Here is a 16,660-nt window from a genome sequence, read left to right on the forward strand (position 1 = left end):
TGCCGGCCCGTCCGGCCCGCCCCCGTTTGCCTTCCTGTCTACCGCCCCTGAATGGCCAAGCTGCGCCTTTGGCAGAAGCAGGAAGGTTCGAATTTTGAAGTCAGTAGATTCAAGAGGTTTAACCCGATGTTACTGATGATCGACAATTACGACTCATTCACTTACAACGTCGTTCAGTACCTTGGCGAGCTGGGTGCCGAGGTAAAGGTCATTCGCAATGACGAAATGACCATCGCCCAGATCGAAGCCCTCAACCCCGAGCGCATCGTCGTATCTCCAGGCCCGTGCACGCCGAGCGAGGCGGGCGTGTCCATCGAGGCCATCCTGCACTTTGCCGGCAAGCTGCCGATCCTTGGCGTATGCCTGGGCCACCAGTCCATCGGCCAGGCCTTTGGTGGTGATGTGGTACGTGCCCGCCAGGTGATGCACGGCAAGACCAGCCCGGTACATCACCGTGACCTGGGCGTGTTCGCCGGCCTCAACAACCCGTTGACCGTGACCCGTTACCACTCGCTGGTGGTAAAGCGCGAAACCTTGCCCGACTGCCTGGAAGTGACCGCCTGGACCGCCCATGCTGACGGCTCGGTCGACGAGATCATGGGTTTGCGCCACAAGACGCTGAATATCGAAGGGGTGCAGTTCCACCCCGAGTCGATCCTGACCGAACAGGGCCACGAACTGTTCGCCAACTTCCTCAAGCAGACCGGCGGCCGCCGCTAAGGATCGAACATGGATATCAAGAGTGCGTTGAGCCGTATCGTCGGTCAGCTGGACCTTTCTACCGAAGAAATGCGCGACGTCATGCGCCAGATCATGACCGGCCAGTGCAGCGAAGCGCAGATCGGCGCCTTCCTGATGGGCATGCGCATGAAGAGCGAAAGCATCGACGAGATCGTCGGTGCGGTGTCGGTGATGCGCGAGCTGGCCGACAAGGTCGAACTGCAGAGCCTCGATGGCGTGGTCGATATCGTCGGTACCGGCGGTGATGGCGCCAACATCTTCAACGTGTCCACCGCCTCGTCGTTCGTACTGGCGGCGGCAGGTTGCACCGTGGCAAAGCATGGCAACCGCGCGGTATCGGGCAAGAGCGGCAGTGCCGACCTGCTGGAGGCCGCCGGTATCTACCTGAACCTGACGCCCACCCAGGTAGCCCGCTGCATCGACAGCCTGGGCATCGGCTTCATGTTCGCGCAAAGCCATCATTCGGCCATGAAGCACGCTGCCGGCCCGCGTCGCGACCTGGGGCTGCGCACCCTGTTCAACATGCTCGGCCCGCTTACGAATCCGGCCGGGGTGAAACACCAAGTGGTCGGTGTGTTTGCCCAGACCCTTTGCCGCCCGTTGGCTGAAGTACTGCAGCGCCTGGGCAGCAAGCACGTGCTGGTGGTGCACTCGAAGGATGGCCTGGACGAGTTCAGCTTGGCTGCGCCGACCTTCGTCGCCGAACTGAAAAATGGTGAAATCACCGAATACTGGGTAGAGCCGGAAGACCTCGGCATGAAGAGCCAGAGCCTGCACGGCCTGGCCGTCGAGAACCCGCAGGCGTCGCTGGAGCTGATCCGCGATGCGCTGGGCCGACGCAAGACCGAAAACGGCCAGAAGGCCGCCGAGATGATCGTGCTCAATGCCGGCGCGGCGCTGTATGCCGCTGACCATGCCATGAGCCTGAAAGCCGGTGTGGAACTGGCCCACGACGTACTGCACACCGGGCTGGCCTGGGAGAAGCTGCAGGAGCTGGGTGCCTTTACTGCAGTATTCAAGGTGGAGAACGAAGCATGAGTGTGCCGACGGTGCTGGAAAGGATCATTGCCCGCAAGTTTCAGGAAGTGGCCGAGCGCAGCGCGCGCATCAGCCTCGCCGAACTGGAGGGCCTTGCAAAGGCTGCCGACGCCCCGCGTGGTTTTGCCAAGGCTCTGATCGAGCAAGCCGCGCGCAAGCAGCCGGCGGTGATTGCCGAAATAAAGAAGGCCTCGCCGAGCAAAGGAGTGATTCGCGAGAATTTCGTGCCGGCGGAAATCGCCGTCAGCTACGAGAAGGGCGGGGCGACCTGCCTGTCGGTGCTGACCGATGTGGACTACTTCCAGGGCGCCGACGAGTACCTGCAGCAGGCCCGCGCGGCGGTGTCGCTGCCGGTGATCCGCAAGGACTTCATGGTCGACCCGTACCAGATCGTCGAGGCCCGGGCCCTGGGCGCGGACTGTGTGCTGCTGATCGTGTCGGCGCTGGATGACGTGAAGATGGCCGAACTGGCGGCCACGGCCAAGGATGTTGGGCTCGACGTGCTGGTGGAAGTGCATGATGGCGATGAACTGGAGCGCGCGTTGAAAACCCTGGATACACCGCTGGTGGGGGTGAACAACCGCAATCTGCACACCTTCGAGGTCAGCCTGGAAACCACCCTCGACCTGCTGCCGCGTATTCCGCGTGATCGCCTGGCGATTACCGAGAGCGGCATCTTGAACCGAGCCGATGTGGAGCTGATGGCGATCAATGAGGTCTACTCGTTCCTGGTCGGTGAGGCATTCATGCGCGCCGAGCAGCCAGGGCTTGAATTGCAGCGGTTGTTCTTTCCGGAACAGGTGAAGAAGACTGTTCAGCAACTGGACTGATCGAATGAAGCCGGCGTTATTGCCGGCTTTTTTGTGTGCATGTAATGGCCCCTTCGCGGCGGTCCGACGCTTCGGCTCGCCCGCTCCCACAGGTTCTCCATCACCCTCGGGGTCTGTGGTAATCCCTGTGGGAGCGGGCGTGCCCGCGAAGAGGCCCTGAATAACAACATCAAAGGTGGATCAATGACCGATCAACCCCTGGCCCTGACCGTAGAACAAGGCCTGCACGCCGAACAGGAATTGCTGGCCGCCGTCTGCCGCGGCGAGCGCGACAGTGGCGTGCTGTTCTGGCGCCCGACCGACCACGCCCTGGTCATGCCCCGGCGCATGAGCCGTCTGGACAATTTCGAAGCCGCCTGCGCGGAGCTGGCGATTGCCGGCTGGCCGGTGCTGCTGCGCGAAACCGGCGGCGAGCCGGTGCCGCAATCACACGCCACGGTGAATGTTGCCCTGGTCTATGTTGCCCCTCGCAGCGAAGGCGACCACGGCCGTATCGAAAACGCCTACGAGCGCCTGTGCCTGCCGCTGTGTGAGGTGCTGCGCGAGTGGGGCGGGGTGGCGTCGGTGGGCGAAATCGACGGCGCCTTCTGCGATGGCCGCTACAACGTCAACCTCAATGGCCGCAAACTGGTGGGCACCGCCCAGCGCTGGCGCCAGGGGCTGGGTGGCAAGCGCCCGGTGGTGCTGGTGCACGGTGCGCTGCTGCTGGACAACGAGCGTGATTCGATGGTGGCTGCGGTCAACCGCTTCAACGAGTGCTGCGAGCTGGAGCAGCGCTGCCGCGCCGATGCGCACATCGCCCTGCACGAAGTGGCGCCTGCGGCCCCATGGTTCGAGCGGCTGTCGCAGGCCTATGCCAAGGTGCTGGCCGACCTGCCCAGGGACTAGCGGGTACCGTAGACCACCATGGTCTTGCCTTTGACCTGCACCAGGCTGCGTTCCTCAAGGTCCTTGAGGACGCGGCCGACCATTTCCCGCGAGCAACCGACGATGCGGCCGATTTCCTGACGGGTGATCTTGATCTGCATGCCATCGGGGTGTGTCATGGCGTCGGGTTGCTTGCACAGCTCCAGCAGGCAACGGGCGACACGCCCGGTAACGTCGAAGAACGCCAGGTCGCCGACCTTGCGCGTGGTGTTGCGCAGGCGCTGGGCCATCTGGCTGCCCAGGGCATAGAGGATTTCCGGGTCCTGGCGCGCCAGTTCGCGAAACTTCTCATAACTGATTTCGGCTACTTCGCATTCGGTCTTGGCGCGCACCCAGGCACTGCGCTGCTGTTCACCCTCGACCGGCTCGAACAGGCCCAACTCGCCGAAGAAGTCGCCATTGTTGAGGTAGGCGATGATCATTTCATGGCCGTCATCGTCCTCGATGAGGATGGTGACCGAACCCTTGATGATGAACGACAGTGTCTCGGCCCGGTCGCCTGCGCAGATGATGTTGCTTTTGGCGGTATAGCGACGGCGCTGGCAGTGCACCAGCAACTTTTCAATGTTCTTGATCTTGGCGGGTAGGGCGGAAGCAACCATCACGAAATCCTGTTCGATATGACGCATAGGCTTTTTATAAAGGTTGGCTGGCGGAATGCGCCAGTCATTTGGCGCCAGCTTATCAGACACTACCGGATGTTTCGGTACTAAACCGACATGACTCGTACTTTTCCCACAGCCGCACAAGGTCTAAGCTGACACCCTTTTTCGTAAATCAGGAGTCCGGGTAGATGAAGGCACGTATCCAGTGGGCCGGTGAGGCGATGTTCCTCGGCGAATCGGGGAGCGGCCATGTCGTCGTGATGGACGGCCCGCCCGAGGCCGGTGGCCGTAACCTGGGCGTGCGCCCGATGGAGATGCTGTTGCTGGGCCTGGGTGGCTGCAGCAGCTTTGACGTGGTCAGCATTCTGAAGAAGTCGCGCCAGGCGGTGGAAAGCTGCGAGGCGTTCCTGGAGGCCGAGCGTGCCAGCGAAGACCCGAAGGTGTTTACCAAGATCCACATGAACTTCGTGGTGAAGGGGCGTGGGCTGAAGGAGGCCCAGGTCAAGCGTGCGGTAGAGCTGTCGGCGGAGAAGTATTGCTCGGCTTCGATCATGCTCGAGCGTGCCGGGGTTGAGATTACCCACGGGTACGAGATTGTAGAGCTGGGTTGAACAGCATTTTGGGGGCTGCGTTGCAGCCCATCGCCGGCAAGCCAGCTCCCACAGGGATAGCACATGGCTTGAGGCCAATGCGGTCGAGGTGGGAGCTGGCTTGCCGGCGATGGGGCGCAGAGCGGCCCCAACAATTTCAGCTGCGAAGCGCCGGCAGCGCAGCCCGCACCCATCCCGGCAAACAATCGCGCATCACCCGGCTCAACCGCTCCCGCCGCTTCTGGTAAACCAGCCCCAGCCCGATAACCCCCAGCCCGATCAGGGTCACCACCACCGGGAACAGCAGCGAGTCGGCAAACACCTCGTACGACAGGTACCCCAGGTAAGCCGCCACACCCAACGCCCCGAACACCATGAACACCGGCCGGCGCAACAGCACCGCCATACCCATCAGGGCAATATTGATCAGGCAGTACAGGGCCTTGCCCAGCTCGCTGCCGCTGTCCACCAGCGTCAGCCCGCCCCAGAATGCCGCCAGCCCGGCCAGGTAGCCCCAGTGGGCATAGTCTTCGCGGGTGCGGCCGTCCACACCAACAAAAAACACCAGCAAGCCCAGACCGAACCACAGCGAAACCTCGCGGCGCTGTTCCCAGCTGAATGGCGAGCCGAAGAACCATTCGCTCAAGTCCATCGACATGAACCACAGGGCGACGGCAATCGGCATGACGATAAACGGGTAGGGGATCAGCCTCAGCATCAACAGCCCGGCAAGTACCGTGGCTGCTTCCATTGCCAGCCAGCCGCCCTGCACGTAGGTGTAGTACTGGTGATAGTTCGCCTGCGCATCATCCATTGGCCACCAGCCGGCCAGCCGTTCGATGGCGAACACCGCCAACGGCACGATGCTGACCGCCACCGCCGCCAGCACCCCGGCCGCGACGGGCTGTACGCGCCGTTGCAGGTTAACGGCGAACAGTGTGAGCAGCAGAATATAGAGGCTGGCGATGAGCAGCAGCGCCCAGTCGCCGATGCGCATCCAGGCTTCGGTAAGCAACCAGCCCATGGCTGCCATGATCAGCATGGCGCCGAAGTAGAACGCGACATGGGCCAGCTGGAAGCTGCCGCGCTGTGCCGGCTGCTGGTGCAGGAACGCCAGCAGGGCCTGGTCCTGGCCCTGCTGCAGAATGCCGGCTTGCACGGCGCGCGCCAGGTCCTTGGCGTCGAAACGGTCCGTCATGGTGATGCCTTCAGATACGGTAGGTGCTCTTGGTCATGACTTTGGCCAACAGGCTCATGCCAAAGCGAACCGGGGCAGGGAAGCGATAACCGCCGGCTTCCAGTGCAGACTCGGCGTGCTGTTCCTCGTCGACGCGCATCTGTTCGAGGATGGCCCGGGACTTTTCGTCTTCCTGCGGAATCTGCTCCAGGTGCTCGTCGAGGTGTTTGCACACCTGATGCTCGGTGGCGGCGACGAAGCCAAGGCTGACCTTGTCGCTGACCAGCCCGGCGAGTGCACCGATACCGAACGACATGCCGTAGAACAACGGGTTGAGCACGCTGGGGTGGCTGTTCAGCTGGCGAATGCGCTGTTCGCACCAGGCCAGGTGGTCCACTTCTTCCTCGGCGGCATGTTCCATGGCCTTGCGCACTTCGGGCAGCTTGGCGGTCAGGGCCTGGCCCTGGTACAGCGCCTGGGCGCAGACTTCACCGGTGTGGTTGATACGCATCAACCCGGCAACATGACGGGCCTGCTGTTCGTCAAGGTCGACGTCCGGCTGGACGATGGCCGGCGAAGGGCGGGCGGGTTGGCCGCTGAAGGGCAGCAAGGTGCGCATGGCGGTATCGGCCTGCAGCAACAAGCGGTCGAGCGGCGAGTAGTGACGTTCGGTAGCCATCGGGCACCTCCGCAAGAATGTGCCCGACAGTTTACCGCAATAGTGGCAGGGTCGCTTGCCGTGGATCAGCCCGGTGGCCAGTGCATCTGGCGCTGGCCAAGCACGTGCATGTGGATGTGGTAGACGGTCTGGCCGCCTTGCTCGTTGCAGTTCATGACTACGCGGAAGCCTTCTTCGCAGCCAAGTTCCTTGGCCAGGCGCTGGGCGGTGAACAAGATGTGACCAGCCAGGCCTTTGTCTTCCTCGGTCAAGTCATTGAGGGTGCGGATGTGCTTTTTCGGGATGACCAGAAAATGCACGGGCGCCTGGGGGGCGATATCGTGGAACGCCAGAACTTGGTCGTCCTCGTAGATGATCTTCGCCGGGATTTCCCGGTTGATGATCTTGATGAATAAATCGTCCACAGCACTTGCTCCATGGTGAGGGTCGGGCCGAGTGTACTCAGCCGGGCGCCGCTCGCCCAGTAGCTATTCCATACCAACCGGGCAATAGCGGCGGTGGATGGCACCGGCCAGCTTGCGCACCAGCCAGCGCGGCAGCAGACGCGGTGCGAACGCCATCCAGCGGTTGCGTCGGCCGGGCATGATCAGCGCGCGGTTCTTGTCCAGCGCGCGCACCGTGTACAGCGCAACTTCCTCAGGGCTGAGGCAGCGTGGCTTGCCATCCAGCCGCGGAATGCGCCGGCGCGAGGAGTGCACCGGGCCTGGGCACAGTACCGAAACCTTGATGCCGGTGCGCTTGAGTTCTTCACGCAAGGCCTGGGAGAAGCTCAGTACATAGGCCTTGCTAGCGGCATAGGCGGCCATCCACGGGCCAGGCGCCACCCCGGCCAGGCCCGCGACATTGAGGATCTGTCCGCCGCCCTGCACGGCCATCAGGTTACCGATGGCGTGGCACAGGCGGCTCAGGGCCAGCACGTTGACTTCCAACAAGTCCTGCTCGTCCGCCCACTCATGGGCCAGGAATGGCCCGTAGGTGCGCAGGCCGGCACAATTGACCAGCAGGTCTATACGTCGCTCGCCTTCCTCCAGTTCAAGCACGAAGCCTGACAGGCGTAACGGTTGGCTGAGATCGCAGGCGCGGAATAGCACCTCGACACCGAAGCGTTGGGTCAGTTCGATGGCCACCGGCTCCAGCGTTTCACGCTGGCGAGCCACCAGGATCAGGTTGCGCCCGCGCCGCGCCAGGGCTTCCGCCAGGGCGAGGCCCAGGCCGCTGGAAGCACCAGTGATCATGGCGTAACGGGTCATGCAAGGCTCCTGGGGGCTGAAGAGGGCGCCTAGTGTACAGCTTGGCCAGTCAAGGTGTTGCCTTTTGCTACAAGGTACGGGCGCGCAGCGCCTGGCAGCGCTCCAGAGCGTCCCGGTACTCGTCATGCAGCCGTCCGATCAGTGCGCTGGCACTGGGCAGGTCGTCGATACCGCCGACCCCCTGGCCCGCCGACCACACGGTCTTCCAGGCCTTGGCTTCGTCGTCGATCGGCTTGAGCTTGCCTTGCTCATGGCCGCCCTTGAGGGTATCCATGTCGTAGCCAGCTTGCTCCAGGCTCGGGCGCAGGAAGCTGGCAGGGACGCCGGACACCGCCGGGGTGTGGATGATGTCGGCGGCATGGGAATCGAGCAGCATCTGCTTGTAGGCGCCCGGGGCCTGGCTTTCTGCGGTGGCGATGAAGCGGGTGCCCATGTACGCAAGGTCCGCACCCAGCATTTGCGCGGCGAGGATCTCGTGGCCGTGGTTGAGGCAGCCGGCCAGCAGCAGGGTCTTGTCGAAGAACTGGCGAATCTCTGCGGCCAGGGCGAACGGGCTCCAGGTGCCCGCATGGCCGCCTGCGCCTGCAGCAACGGCGATCAGGCCATCGACACCGGCTTCGGCGGCTTTCTCGGCATGGCGGCGGGTGGTGACATCGTGGAACACCAGGCCGCCGTAGCCATGCACGGCATCGACCACTTCCTTCACCGCGCCGAGGCTGGTGATGACGATCGGCACGCGGTGTTCCACGCACAACGCCAGGTCGGCTTGCAGGCGCGGGTTGGTCGGGTGGACGATCAGGTTGACGGCATAGGGTGCTGGCGCCTGCAGCAGTGCCAGGCCTGCCTCGATTTCCTCCAGCCAGGCCTTGAAGCCGGCGCTGTCGCGCTGGTTCAGGGCCGGGAAGCTGCCGACCACGCCGCTGGAGCAGCAGGCCAGTACCAGCCTGGGGTTGGAGATCAGGAACATCGGTGCGGCAACCACGGGCAGGCGCAGGCGTTGTTCGAGGGAGGCAGGTAGCGACATGGCAAGGCTCCTTGAGTGGGTGGCTATGTCAGAACGGTTTGACCACCACCAGAATTACGATACCCAGCAGGAACAATACGGGTACTTCGTTGAACCAGCGATAGTAGACATGGCTGCGGGTGTTGCTGCCGCTGGCGAAGCGCTTGCGCTGAGCGCCGCACATGTGATGGTAGACGGTCAGCAGGATGACCAGGGTCAGCTTGGCATGCAGCCAGCCCTGGCTGAGCCAGCCGGGCGTGAGGTAGAGCATCCACGCGCCGAACACGTAGGTGGCGATCATCGCCGGGTTCATGATGCCGCGAAACAGCTTGCGCTCCATGGTCACGAAGCGTTCCTGGCTGATGCTGTCCTGGCTTTGGGCGTGGTAGACGAACAGCCGCGGCAGGTAGAACAGGCCGGCGAACCAGCAGACCACGCTGACGATATGCAGCGCTTTGATCCATAGGTAAAGCATGGGGGAGTTCCTTCAGGTATTCACGGTCGTCAGATAGTAGTGGTCAAGCGCCCGAAGGGTCACCCGAAGAGTTGTTACAGGCGCCTTGCGCCCCTATTATCGTGCGCTTTCCAGACGGCTCGTTGATAAGGGGCAAGCGTTATGATCAAGGTCGGTATCGTCGGCGGCACGGGTTACACCGGCGTCGAACTGTTGCGTCTGCTGGCACAGCATCCACAGGCCGAAGTGGCGGTCATCACTTCGCGCTCCGAGGCGGGCGTTGCAGTGGCGGACATGTACCCGAACCTGCGCGGCCACTATGACGGTCTGGCGTTCAGCGTGCCGGACAGCAAGACCCTGGCCGCCTGCGACGTGGTGTTTTTCGCCACCCCGCACGGTGTTGCCCACGCCCTGGCTGGCGAACTGCTGGCGGCCGGTACCAAGGTGATCGACCTGTCGGCCGATTTCCGCCTGCAGGACGCTGCCGAGTGGGGCAAGTGGTACGGCCAGCCGCACGGTGCGCCAGAGCTTCTCAAGGACGCGGTATACGGCCTGCCTGAAGTCAACCGCGAGAAGATTCGCCAGGCGCGCCTGATCGCAGTGCCGGGTTGCTACCCGACTGCTACCCAACTGGGCTTCCTGCCGCTACTGGAAGCTGGCCTGGCCGACCCGTCGCGCCTGATCGCCGACTGCAAGTCGGGTGTCAGCGGCGCTGGCCGCGGTGCGGCGGTGGGCTCGCTGTTCTGCGAAGCCGGCGAAAGCATGAAAGCCTACGCAGTGAAGGGCCATCGCCACCTGCCGGAAATCAGCCAAGGTCTTCGCCTGGCCGCTGGCAAGGATATCGGCCTGACTTTCGTGCCGCACCTGACGCCAATGATCCGTGGCATCCACGCCACCCTGTACGCTACCGTCGCCGACACCTCGGTCGACCTGCAGGCGCTGTTCGAGAAGCGTTACGCCAACGAACCGTTCGTCGACGTGATGCCGGCTGGCAGCCATCCGGAAACCCGCAGTGTGCGCGGTGCCAACGTCTGCCGCATTGCCGTTCATCGCCCGCAAGGTGGTGACCTGGTGGTGGTGCTGTCGGTGATCGACAACCTGGTCAAGGGCGCGTCCGGCCAGGCAGTGCAGAACCTCAACATCCTGTTCGGCCTGGACGAACGCATGGGCCTGTCCCACGCGGGCCTGCTGCCATAAGCAGCCAGCTTGCGAAAAGGCCCGCGTCGTGCGGGCCTTTTTGTATGTCGCGACTAAAGCCGCACAATTCTTGACCGATTTTCTCGGGAAAGCGGATAATGCGCGTCATCGAGTTTTATGGCGGCTACCACGCCGGGAGAATCAACATGAGCGTCGAAACCTTCACCCCCACCGCTTTGGAATTCACCCACGGCGCTGCGCAAAAGGTGAAGAACCTGGTTTCCGAGGAAGGCAACGATCGTCTGAAGCTGCGCGTGTTCGTCACCGGTGGTGGCTGCTCGGGGTTCCAATATGGGTTCACCTTCGATGAAGACGTGGCTGAAGACGACACCATCGTCGAGCGCGAAGGTGTTTCCCTTGTGGTCGACCCAATGAGCTTCCAGTACCTCGCCGGCGCCGAAGTGGATTACCAGGAAGGTCTGGAAGGCTCACGCTTCGTGATCAAGAACCCGAACGCTGCCACCACCTGTGGCTGCGGCTCCTCGTTCTCGATCTGAGGCCTGGCCATACGAAAACGCCGCGCAATTGCGCGGCGTTTTGCTTTCTGGCGTAACGTTCAGGCCGGGTAGATTGCGCCGAGTACGCGCAGGCCCTTGGCCGCTGTCACGCTAGGGCGATTGGCAGCGATGCCTTCCAGGCAGCAGTGGGCCAGCCAGGCGAAGGCCATTGCTTCGACCCAGTCCGGGTCCACGCCATGGGCGCCGGTGCTGGCGACACAGGCGTCGGGCAGCAACTGGCCAAGGCGTGCCATCAGGGCGCCGTTGCGCGCACCGCCACCGCAGACCAGCAGCGCTTCGGTGCCTTGCTGGGCGTTGCTCAACGAGTCGATGATGCTGCGTGCGGTCAGTTCCAGCAATGTTGCCTGTACGTCCTCGTCGCGGTAAGCGGGCAGGCGGGTCAGGTGGCCATCCAGCCAGGGCAGGTTGAATACTTCGCGGCCGGTGCTCTTCGGGCCGCTGCCGGCGAAGAACGGGTCGGCCAGCAGTGCGCTGAGCAAGTCGGCCTGCACCACGCCCGAGGCAGCCCAAGCCCCATCCGCATCGTAGGCCTGGCCGCGCTTGCGCTCGATCCAGGCATCCAGCAGCACGTTGCCCGGGCCGCAGTCGAAGCCGTGGACTGGCTTGTCGTGTTCGATCAGGCTGAGGTTGCTGAAGCCGCCCACGTTGAGAATTGCCAGGCGCTGGCCCAGATGGCTGAACAGGGTTTCATGGAAGGCCGGCACCAGTGGCGCACCTTGGCCGCCGGCGGCCACATCGCGACGGCGGAAGTCGGCGACCACGCTGATACCGGTAAGCTCGGCCAGCAGCGCCGGGTTGCCGATCTGTACGGTAAAGCCGCGTGCAGGTTCGTGGCGGATGGTCTGGCCGTGGCTGCCGATGGCGCGGATGGCTCCGGCCTGCAGCCCTTGCCTGGCCAGCAGTTGGCAGATGCCTTCGCCTGCCAGGCTGGCCCAGCGGTTTTCCGCCAGTGCAGCGCGGGCGATCTCGTCAGGGCCGCTGCTGCAAAGGCCCAGCAGTTCCTGGCGCAGGTCGCCGGGCATGGGCAGGTAGTGGGTGGCGAGCAGTTCGAGCTGCTCGCCTTGTTCGATCAAGGCAATGTCCAGGCCATCAAGGCTGGTGCCGGACATCACCCCCAGGTATAGCGCCATGTGCTTAGCGCTTGTTCGCTGCGAGCAGGGTGGCCTTTTCCTGATCCATGCGGGCGATCAAGGGCTGGCTCTGCTGCAGGAAACGCTGGCGCTCGTTCCTGGCGATCGGGTCGGCCATCGGCACTTTCTGGCTCAGCGGGTCAACGTGCACACCGTTGACCTGGAACTCGTAGTGCAGATGCGGTCCGGTGGACAAGCCGGTGGTGCCGATGTAGCCGATGATCTGGCCCTGCTTGACCGAGCTGCCGGTCTTGATGCCCTTGGCAAAGCCCTGCATGTGGCCATACAGCGTCTTGTAGCGGTTGCCGTGCTGGATGATCACGGTATTGCCGTAACCACCGCGGCGCCCGGCCAGTTCGATGCGGCCGTCACCGGCTGCCTTGATCGGAGTGCCGCGTGGGGCGGCGTAGTCGACGCCTTTGTGGGCACGGATCTTGTTCAGGATCGGATGCTTGCGGCCGGCAGAGAAGCGCGAGCTGATGCGGGCGAAGTCGACCGGGGTGCGGATGAATGCCTTGCGCAGGCTGTTGCCATCTGCGGTGTAGTAACTGGTGTTGCCCTGCTTGTTGGTATAGCGCACGGCGGTGTAGGTCTTGCCGCGGTTGGTGAAGCGCGCGGAGAGGATGTTGCCGGTACCGACGACCTTGCCGTCCATCACCTTTTGCTCGTAAACCACATCGAATTCATCGCCCGGGCGGATGTCCTGGGCGAAATCGATGTCGTAACCCAGCACGCGAGCCATGTCCATGGTCATGCTGTGGGACAGGCCGGCACGTTGGGCCGAGGCCGACAGCGAGCTTTTGATCACGCCGTGGGCGTAGGCGGTACGCACAACCGGCTTGCTGATCTCGCGGTTGAAGGTATAGCCCTTGTCGGTCTTGTTCAGGCGAATGGTTTCGAGGTTGCTGACCTTGCTGTGCAGGCTGGCCAGCTGGCCTTCCTTGTCGAGCTCGAACTGCAGCACCTGGCCATGCTTGAGCTGGCTGAACTGCTTGGCCTGCTTGTTGCTTGCCAGAACGTCGTGCACCGCGTTGCTCGGCAGGCCGACCTTGGCGAACAGTGTGGACAGGGTGTCGCCACGGGCCACGGTGACTTCGCGGTGGCTGGGCTGCTTGGCAGCTTCGACGACCGGTTCGGCCGCAGGGGCTTCCTGCTCGGCCTTCTGCGTCTCGGGGGCGGCCTCTTCGATCTGGGCGAATGGTGAGCCTTGCTCACCTTCTGCCTGCACCAGCGGCGCAGCGCGGGATTCGTCCTTCAACTGCTCGGCAGGGCTCTCCAGCTCGAGGTTGAGGGTGGTTTTCTTGGCTTCCACTTCGCTGGAAGGAAACACCAGCAGGGCCAGGCTGAGCAGGGCGGCTATGCCGCTGGCGGCCAACAGATGGCTTTTCGGATAAAGCGGGGGCGCTTTAGGCGGTTCGTTGGTCATGGGCAAGGTGACTTTGAAAAAGGTGAAATGGAAAAGATGAATGACATGATGAAGATGAAATAACTGTATAAAATATAACCAAATCCATTTTCACGCAAGGGCGCGTAGACGCCGCAAGCCCGTGTTCGGGTCACATTCCTTTGCGAAACTTGTAATTGACGGCCGATCTTGTATGGTTGGCTCCCCCTGAATCTGAGCCTTGCGGGTTTGTCTATGAAGTCGGTTGAAGAGCAGCTGGCGCTTATCAAGCGCGGTGCGGAAGAAGTACTGGTCGAGTCGGAACTGGTGGAGAAGCTCAAGCGCGGCCAGCCTCTGCGCATCAAGGCCGGCTTCGACCCGACCGCGCCTGACCTGCACCTTGGGCACACGGTGCTGATCAACAAGCTGCGCCAGTTCCAGGATCTGGGGCATCAGGTCATCTTCCTGATCGGTGACTTCACCGGCATGATCGGCGACCCGAGCGGCAAGAGCGCCACGCGCCCGCCGCTGACCCGCGAGCAGGTGCTGGAAAACGCCGAGACGTACAAGCAGCAGGTGTTCAAGATCCTTGATCCGGCCAAGACCGAGGTTGCATTCAACTCCACCTGGATGGACAAGCTGACCCCGGCCGACTTCATTCGCCTGGCGTCGCAGTACACCGTGGCGCGCATGCTCGAGCGCGATGACTTCGACAAGCGCTACACCACCAACCAGCCTATTGCCATCCACGAGTTCCTGTACCCGCTGGTGCAGGGCTATGACTCGGTGGCATTGAAGGCTGATGTCGAACTCGGTGGCACTGACCAGAAGTTCAACCTGCTGATGGGGCGTGAACTGCAGCGCGCCTATGGCCAGGAGGCGCAGAACATCGTGACCATGCCGCTGCTCGAAGGGCTTGACGGCGTGAAGAAGATGTCCAAGTCGCTGGGTAACTATGTGGGTATCCAGGAAGCGCCGGGGGTGATGTACAGCAAATTGGTGTCGATCCCGGATACCCTGATGTGGCGCTACTTCGAGCTGCTGAGCTTCCGTTCCATGGAAGAGATCGAGCAGTTCCGTACCGACGTCGCCAATGGCGCAAATCCGCGCGACATCAAGATCAAACTGGCGGAAGAGATCGTTGCACGCTTCCATGGCGAAGAGGCTGCGGCCAATGCTCACCGTGCCGCGGGTAACCGCATGAAGGAGGGCGAGTTGCCGGAAGATCTGCCGGAGGTCGAAGTCGCTGCGGCTGAAAGCCTGCCAATTGCTGCCGTGCTGAACCGGGCTGGCCTGGTGAAGAACTCGGCTCAGGCGCGTGATTTGCTTAGCGGTGGTGCTGTGAAGGTTGATGGCGCAGTGGTGGATCGTGACTTCGTGTTTGCACTGGGTGCAACCCATGTGTGCCAGGCGGGCAAGAAGTCGTTTGCGCGGGTTACCCTCAAGGCCGAGTGATTTTCGGTGGGTTTAGCTATGTAAAAGCGGGGAGGCCGGTAGGCCTCCCCGCTTTGTTTTTGGGTTTTGGGTTGTTGGTTGTTGGTTGTGTCAGGGCTGCCGGGTGCCTGTCTTGAGATGGCATTGGCTTTGAGAGGTGCCTGTCTTGGGCTTTCTGGCGCCTGTGAGATCGAGCGCCGCCCGCGCGGCGCTTCGCAGCACAAGGCTGCTCCTACATCTGTTTCTGGCCAGTCTCTCCTGTGCCTGGCGCGCGCGACCGCCTTGTCTGTTCCATTCAACATCGAAGGTTGCGCCTGCTGCTCTTCATCAATCTCCAGCCATGCACCCAGGGTGCGCGCGCCAATGGCGCAGGAATAACTGGCCCGAAACAGATGTAGGAGCAGCCTTGTGCTGCGAAGCGCCGCGCGGGCGGCGCTCGATCTCATAGGCGCAGAAGGTGTTGTGGCGAGCACTTGGTAGCCTTGATAAGGTCTTCGCTTGGAACATTTCAAATAAATGAAATTAAAGGTTGACGCCCTCTCGAATCCCCTTATAATGCGCCCCACTTCCAGCGACATCGGAACGACAAACTTCTTGAAATTCAACAAGTTAGGTTGTTCAGAAAGAGTTGAAAGGGCTACGATCAAATGATCGCCAGCGGTTGAGATGATGGTTGACAGCGCTTCTAAACGCTGTATGATTCGCCTCCCGCTACGAGAGATCGCAGCGAGTCAAGTGTTTGAAGCTAAACGAGTTTCTCGCAAAAAAACTTCAAAATAAACGCTTGACAGCAAATGAGGAAAGCGTAGAATGCGCGCCTCGGTTGAGACGAAACGCTCTTAACCAAACGCTCTTTAACAAATCGAATCAAGCAATTCGTGTGGGTGCTTGTGAGTACGGACTGATAGTCACAAAGATTATCAGCATCACAAGTGGCCATGCGAGAAATCACATAGTCATTTGAGATTGCTGAGCCAAGTTTAGGGTTTCTTAAAAACCCAAGCAGTATTGAACTGAAGAGTTTGATCATGGCTCAGATTGAACGCTGGCGGCAGGCCTAACACATGCAAGTCGAGCGGATGACGGGAGCTTGCTCCTTGATTCAGCGGCGGACGGGTGAGTAATGCCTAGGAATCTGCCTGGTAGTGGGGGACAACGTTTCGAAAGGAACGCTAATACCGCATACGTCCTACGGGAGAAAGCAGGGGACCTTCGGGCCTTGCGCTATCAGATGAGCCTAGGTCGGATTAGCTAGTTGGTGAGGTAATGGCTCACCAAGGCGACGATCCGTAACTGGTCTGAGAGGATGATCAGTCACACTGGAACTGAGACACGGTCCAGACTCCTACGGGAGGCAGCAGTGGGGAATATTGGACAATGGGCGAAAGCCTGATCCAGCCATGCCGCGTGTGTGAAGAAGGTCTTCGGATTGTAAAGCACTTTAAGTTGGGAGGAAGGGCAGTAAGCTAATACCTTGCTGTTTTGACGTTACCGACAGAATAAGCACCGGCTAACTCTGTGCCAGCAGCCGCGGTAATACAGAGGGTGCAAGCGTTAATCGGAATTACTGGGCGTAAAGCGCGCGTAGGTGGTTCGTTAAGTTGGATGTGAAAGCCCCGGGCTCAACCTGGGAACTGCATCCAAAACTGGCGAGCTAGAGTACGGTAGAGGGTGGTGGAATTTCCTGTGTAGCGGTGAAATGC

17 protein-coding genes and 1 rRNA gene (1 of these 18 running past the window's edge) are annotated in these 16,660 nt (G+C 61.8%); 9 read left to right on the forward strand and 9 right to left on the reverse strand.

Annotation, left to right across the window (positions count from 1 at the left end; genetic code table 11):
* Window positions 1-126 precede the first annotated feature (126 nt).
* From E5221_RS02585 to E5221_RS02600, 4 genes are all read left to right on the forward strand, one after another.
* A complete protein-coding gene (locus E5221_RS02585; protein ID WP_039613257.1) occupies window positions 127-720 on the forward strand; it encodes an aminodeoxychorismate/anthranilate synthase component II in 594 nt (197 codons plus the stop codon).
* 9 nt (window positions 721-729) lie between these two features.
* On the forward strand, window positions 730-1,779 hold the full coding sequence (trpD, locus tag E5221_RS02590; protein WP_013970609.1) for an anthranilate phosphoribosyltransferase: 1,050 nt from the start codon (window positions 730-732) through the stop codon (window positions 1,777-1,779).
* A complete protein-coding gene (gene trpC, locus E5221_RS02595) occupies window positions 1,776-2,609 on the forward strand; it encodes an indole-3-glycerol phosphate synthase TrpC (protein ID WP_061550913.1) in 834 nt (277 codons plus the stop codon). Before trpD ends, trpC begins: the two co-directional genes overlap by 4 nt.
* Before the next feature lie 183 nt (window positions 2,610-2,792).
* A complete protein-coding gene (locus tag E5221_RS02600; RefSeq protein ID WP_061550914.1) occupies window positions 2,793-3,497 on the forward strand; it encodes a lipoate--protein ligase family protein in 705 nt (234 codons plus the stop codon).
* On the opposite strand, the gene crp is transcribed toward E5221_RS02600, so the two are convergent.
* The gene (gene crp / locus E5221_RS02605; RefSeq protein ID WP_039613260.1) at window positions 3,494-4,138 is read right to left on the reverse strand and encodes a cAMP-activated global transcriptional regulator CRP; all 645 of its coding nucleotides are present in this window, start codon (window positions 4,136-4,138) and stop codon (window positions 3,494-3,496) included. The genes E5221_RS02600 and crp overlap by 4 nt on opposite strands.
* Before the next feature lie 191 nt (window positions 4,139-4,329).
* Between crp and E5221_RS02610 the strand changes: the two genes are divergently transcribed.
* Window positions 4,330-4,752, forward strand: a complete 423-nt coding sequence (locus tag E5221_RS02610) for an OsmC family protein (protein ID WP_004376171.1) — start codon at window positions 4,330-4,332, stop codon at window positions 4,750-4,752.
* 136 nt (window positions 4,753-4,888) lie between these two features.
* Here E5221_RS02610 and E5221_RS02615 read toward each other — a convergent pair whose 3' ends face one another.
* From E5221_RS02615 to hemJ, 6 genes are all read right to left on the reverse strand, one after another.
* A complete protein-coding gene (locus tag E5221_RS02615; RefSeq protein ID WP_061550916.1) occupies window positions 4,889-5,929 on the reverse strand; it encodes a hypothetical protein in 1,041 nt (346 codons plus the stop codon).
* Window positions 5,930-5,939: 10 nt separating this feature from the next.
* Entirely contained in the window at window positions 5,940-6,587 is a 648-nt protein-coding gene (gene coq7 / locus E5221_RS02620; RefSeq protein ID WP_003258825.1) for a 2-polyprenyl-3-methyl-6-methoxy-1,4-benzoquinone monooxygenase, read from the reverse strand.
* A 65-nt stretch (window positions 6,588-6,652) separates the two neighbouring features.
* On the reverse strand, window positions 6,653-6,991 hold the full coding sequence (locus tag E5221_RS02625) for a histidine triad nucleotide-binding protein (protein ID WP_013970615.1): 339 nt from the start codon (window positions 6,989-6,991) through the stop codon (window positions 6,653-6,655).
* Between the two features lie 63 nt (window positions 6,992-7,054).
* The gene (locus E5221_RS02630) at window positions 7,055-7,837 is read right to left on the reverse strand and encodes an SDR family oxidoreductase (protein WP_061550917.1); all 783 of its coding nucleotides are present in this window, start codon (window positions 7,835-7,837) and stop codon (window positions 7,055-7,057) included.
* Between the two features lie 67 nt (window positions 7,838-7,904).
* The gene (locus E5221_RS02635) at window positions 7,905-8,861 is read right to left on the reverse strand and encodes a nitronate monooxygenase family protein (protein WP_123084590.1); all 957 of its coding nucleotides are present in this window, start codon (window positions 8,859-8,861) and stop codon (window positions 7,905-7,907) included.
* A 28-nt stretch (window positions 8,862-8,889) separates the two neighbouring features.
* On the reverse strand, window positions 8,890-9,315 hold the full coding sequence (gene hemJ / locus E5221_RS02640) for a protoporphyrinogen oxidase HemJ (protein ID WP_003258833.1): 426 nt from the start codon (window positions 9,313-9,315) through the stop codon (window positions 8,890-8,892).
* 141 nt (window positions 9,316-9,456) lie between these two features.
* On the opposite strand from hemJ, the gene argC reads away from it, so the two are divergent.
* Both argC and erpA read left to right on the forward strand, forming a co-directional pair.
* The gene (argC, locus tag E5221_RS02645; RefSeq protein ID WP_013970618.1) at window positions 9,457-10,491 is read left to right on the forward strand and encodes an N-acetyl-gamma-glutamyl-phosphate reductase; all 1,035 of its coding nucleotides are present in this window, start codon (window positions 9,457-9,459) and stop codon (window positions 10,489-10,491) included.
* 146 nt (window positions 10,492-10,637) lie between these two features.
* Window positions 10,638-10,988 (forward strand): iron-sulfur cluster insertion protein ErpA, encoded by a 351-nt coding sequence (gene erpA, locus E5221_RS02650; protein ID WP_015268740.1) that lies wholly within the window; start codon window positions 10,638-10,640, stop codon window positions 10,986-10,988.
* A 59-nt stretch (window positions 10,989-11,047) separates the two neighbouring features.
* On the opposite strand, the gene E5221_RS02655 is transcribed toward erpA, so the two are convergent.
* Window positions 11,048-12,139: an anhydro-N-acetylmuramic acid kinase gene (locus tag E5221_RS02655; RefSeq protein ID WP_247846827.1), complete on the reverse strand. Its 1,092-nt coding sequence runs from the start codon at window positions 12,137-12,139 to the stop codon at window positions 11,048-11,050.
* Between the two features lie 4 nt (window positions 12,140-12,143).
* On the reverse strand, window positions 12,144-13,565 hold the full coding sequence (locus E5221_RS02660) for a peptidoglycan DD-metalloendopeptidase family protein (protein WP_061550920.1): 1,422 nt from the start codon (window positions 13,563-13,565) through the stop codon (window positions 12,144-12,146).
* Between the two features lie 213 nt (window positions 13,566-13,778).
* Here E5221_RS02660 and tyrS point away from each other — a divergent pair, with 213 nt between their 5' ends.
* Window positions 13,779-14,978, forward strand: a complete 1,200-nt coding sequence (tyrS, locus tag E5221_RS02665) for a tyrosine--tRNA ligase (protein ID WP_013970622.1) — start codon at window positions 13,779-13,781, stop codon at window positions 14,976-14,978.
* 989 nt (window positions 14,979-15,967) lie between these two features.
* A 16S ribosomal RNA gene (locus E5221_RS02670) occupies window positions 15,968-16,660 on the forward strand (it continues 844 nt past the right edge of the window).

This window comes from Pseudomonas sp. A2, assembly GCF_023100865.1.
Classification (GTDB): domain Bacteria; phylum Pseudomonadota; class Gammaproteobacteria; order Pseudomonadales; family Pseudomonadaceae; genus Aquipseudomonas; species Aquipseudomonas asiatica.